Raw genomic sequence first — 2,701 nt, 5'->3', positions numbered from 1 at the left:
TGATAACAGTGCGCTGATTTTATTCAGCAGGAACACCCCTGGTGAATTGGGTGACAACTTCAAATTGAATTTCTAAATTTGCTTCTGGTAAACAAATCGTTCCGGTTTGATTGTTTCTTTTGATAGAGATATGTGGATCTCAAGCTCTTTGTTCCGAGGTATTAATCAGTTCCTGGGAATTGCCCTGGGTGTCACTCCACCAGGCAGAGTAATGCTCGAAGGTTTCGGTTTTGAAGTGTCTTAGAACAAGTAGAGATCCGTCTTCGAGTGCTCATTGTAAACAGCAGTTAAAGGGGAGGAATAGTTTTCAGGTATTTGGGTTATCTGTAAAGTACGAGGTTTTTTAGCAACGATCAACGATCCACCAATGTTACCGCTTTGAAACATATCCCGACCAATTCGATACAATTGACTGCGATTATCGTAAACATCTTCACCGAAGATTTTGATTTATTCTTCTTTGGACTGGAGAAATTTATGATACCGTTCTGCTATCCAAGGTTTCCATCTTGTTGTTAAATCAATGAAACAAATATCAGTAAACCCTGCACGCTCGAAGTGATATCGGTAGGTTTCACGGCTTGGCACATAAGAGGATTAAAACACTTCTCGGCGGCAACTCCACCTACTGACTCATAGAATTTTCTAGGTTGACAGCAGGATTAAAGTCTTTCTCAGGAGTAAAATCCTATGACATCTCCAACATTCGTTCTAATGGCTTGAGTGCAGCAACCCGAATCTCTTCTGGCACTGTAACTTCCGGTGCCCGATTCTTCATCGCCAAATACAACTTCTCCAAAGTATTCAGCCGCATGTGAGGGCATTCATTGCAGGCGCAGTTACCCGTTGCTGGTGCGGCAATAAACTGCTTTTGTGGTATTTGCTTTTCCATTTGATGAAGAATTCCGGGTTCAGTGCCAATGATAAATTTCTGCGCAGCGCTTTGCTTACTATACTCAAATAAAGCTTTTGTTGAACCAATGAAATCAGCATGACGCAACACTTGCTCTTCACATTCTGGATGGGCAATAAATTCTGCTTGAGGATGTTCCATTTTCAGTTGTACAATCTTCTTTTCAGAAAAAATTTCATGAACCATACAACTCCCTTGCCAAAGTACTAAATCCCTTCCTGTTTGTTCACTAACATAGCGACCAAGATTTTTGTCAGGAGCAAAAATAATCGGTTGCTCTTCTGGGATTTGATTAACAATTTTTACAGCATTAGAGCTGGTGCAAATAATATCACTCAATGCTTTAACCGCAGCAGAGCAATTAACGTAAGAAACAACTAAATGCTCGGGATGGGCAGCTTTGAAAGCAGCAAATTCTTCGGCAGGACAACCATCAGCCATAGAGCAACCTGCATCTAGATCGGGTAATAAAACTAACTTGTTAGGGTTAAGAATTTTGGCTGTTTCTGCCATGAAATGGACTCCAGCAAAGACGATTACATCAGCATCTGTAGTAGCAGCTTGCTGAGATAAACCTAAAGAATCACCCAAATAGTCGGCAATATCCTGAATATCTGGCTCTTGATAGTAGTGAACTAAAATAACAGCATTTAGCTCCTTTTTGAGTTCTTCAATAGCTGCGAATAAGTCATCTGGGATAGAGTTAAAGTAGGTGTTTGTTTTTTTTGATTCCGTGATAAACATAGTTAGGTATCTTTAGAAACTGTTTGTCAAATAAATATTGGGAGGTTTCCGGCTTTTGAGGGCAAGGCCATCGCACACAAAACACAAATAACTATAGCATAAATCAGAACCTTAATCTGGCTACTAGGACAAGGAATTTTTGGAAGTTGATTTTAATTTCACTTTTTTATTTTACTATAATGAATGGGCTTATTAAACATTTATACTACTTTTCTTTAGCTTTTTTTTACAAACAATCTCTTAAATACTTATTCATGGCCATCTTGAGTTTTTTTTACAAACAGTCTCTTATATACGCGAGAAATTGAAATAACCAGAATTTATACAGATTTCAATAATGGATAATGAATAATGGATAATTACCTCTCCCTAAAAACGGATAGGATTGAATAAAAGGAAAATTTTTTCTTGTATCTCCTTGCCCATGAGAGGCTTTAAACCTTAATTATTCGGTAAATATTTTAGAAAATCCTACTAATTAAAGATGGTTAGAAATTCCTGATTTACTGAAAAATTTTCAACCAGGGGAGGTTAACTCAGAAAAATTTGATAGATTAGGATTGAGTAAAATTCTCTTCATTAATGGATAATTGATAATTACAAGAAGGTTAAAACCCTTCGGGAATTGAGTATAAGGAAACATTATTTCTTCTCTCAAGGGGAGATTGGAGGCAAGCGTTTGCGCTTCGCAAAGCTTCAAAGTTCGCGTAGCGTCCCGGAGGGAACGGAAACCTCGCCATCCCATCCCCGCTTTTCCCCTATCCAAGGGGAGGCAGAGTAAGCTGAATTATTTAATTAATAATTAATAATTGTTAATTATTCGGTAAAAAAATCAGGATTAGAAGTTTTAGAGGTTGTTGAAAAATATCAAAAAAGTGGTTGAAATTCCGAAGGATATGACGTTGAAAGAAATGAAGAAGGCCCTGGCGATTGGCAAATTGGCTGATGGTCAGGATCTCCCTCCACAGATGCAAGAATGGCTTAAAATGTTCGTGGAGGCAATGGAGCAGCAGGACCCACCTCCCACCTGGTAGAATTTCGTGG

The 2,701-nt window shown here is 38.5% G+C and carries 2 protein-coding genes; one reads left to right on the top strand and one right to left on the bottom strand.

Annotated features, from left to right (window positions below):
- Positions 1–688 precede the first annotated feature (688 nt).
- Positions 689–1,657: a quinolinate synthase NadA gene (gene nadA / locus F6K22_RS38130; protein WP_293110066.1), complete on the bottom strand. Its 969-nt coding sequence runs from the start codon at positions 1,655–1,657 to the stop codon at positions 689–691.
- Positions 1,658–2,514: 857 nt separating this feature from the next.
- On the opposite strand from nadA, the gene F6K22_RS38125 reads away from it, so the two are divergent.
- Positions 2,515–2,691 carry a hypothetical protein gene (locus F6K22_RS38125; RefSeq protein ID WP_293110064.1) on the top strand — a complete coding sequence of 59 codons (177 nt, stop codon included), beginning with the start codon at positions 2,515–2,517 and terminating at the stop codon, positions 2,689–2,691.
- Positions 2,692–2,701 lie beyond the last annotated feature (10 nt).

Source organism: Okeania sp. SIO2F4 (genome assembly GCF_010672385.1).
In the GTDB taxonomy this organism is placed as follows: domain Bacteria; phylum Cyanobacteriota; class Cyanobacteriia; order Cyanobacteriales; family Microcoleaceae; genus Trichodesmium.
The sequence above is the reverse complement of the archived record's forward strand: the minus strand, read 5'-3'. Positions and strand labels throughout refer to the sequence as shown.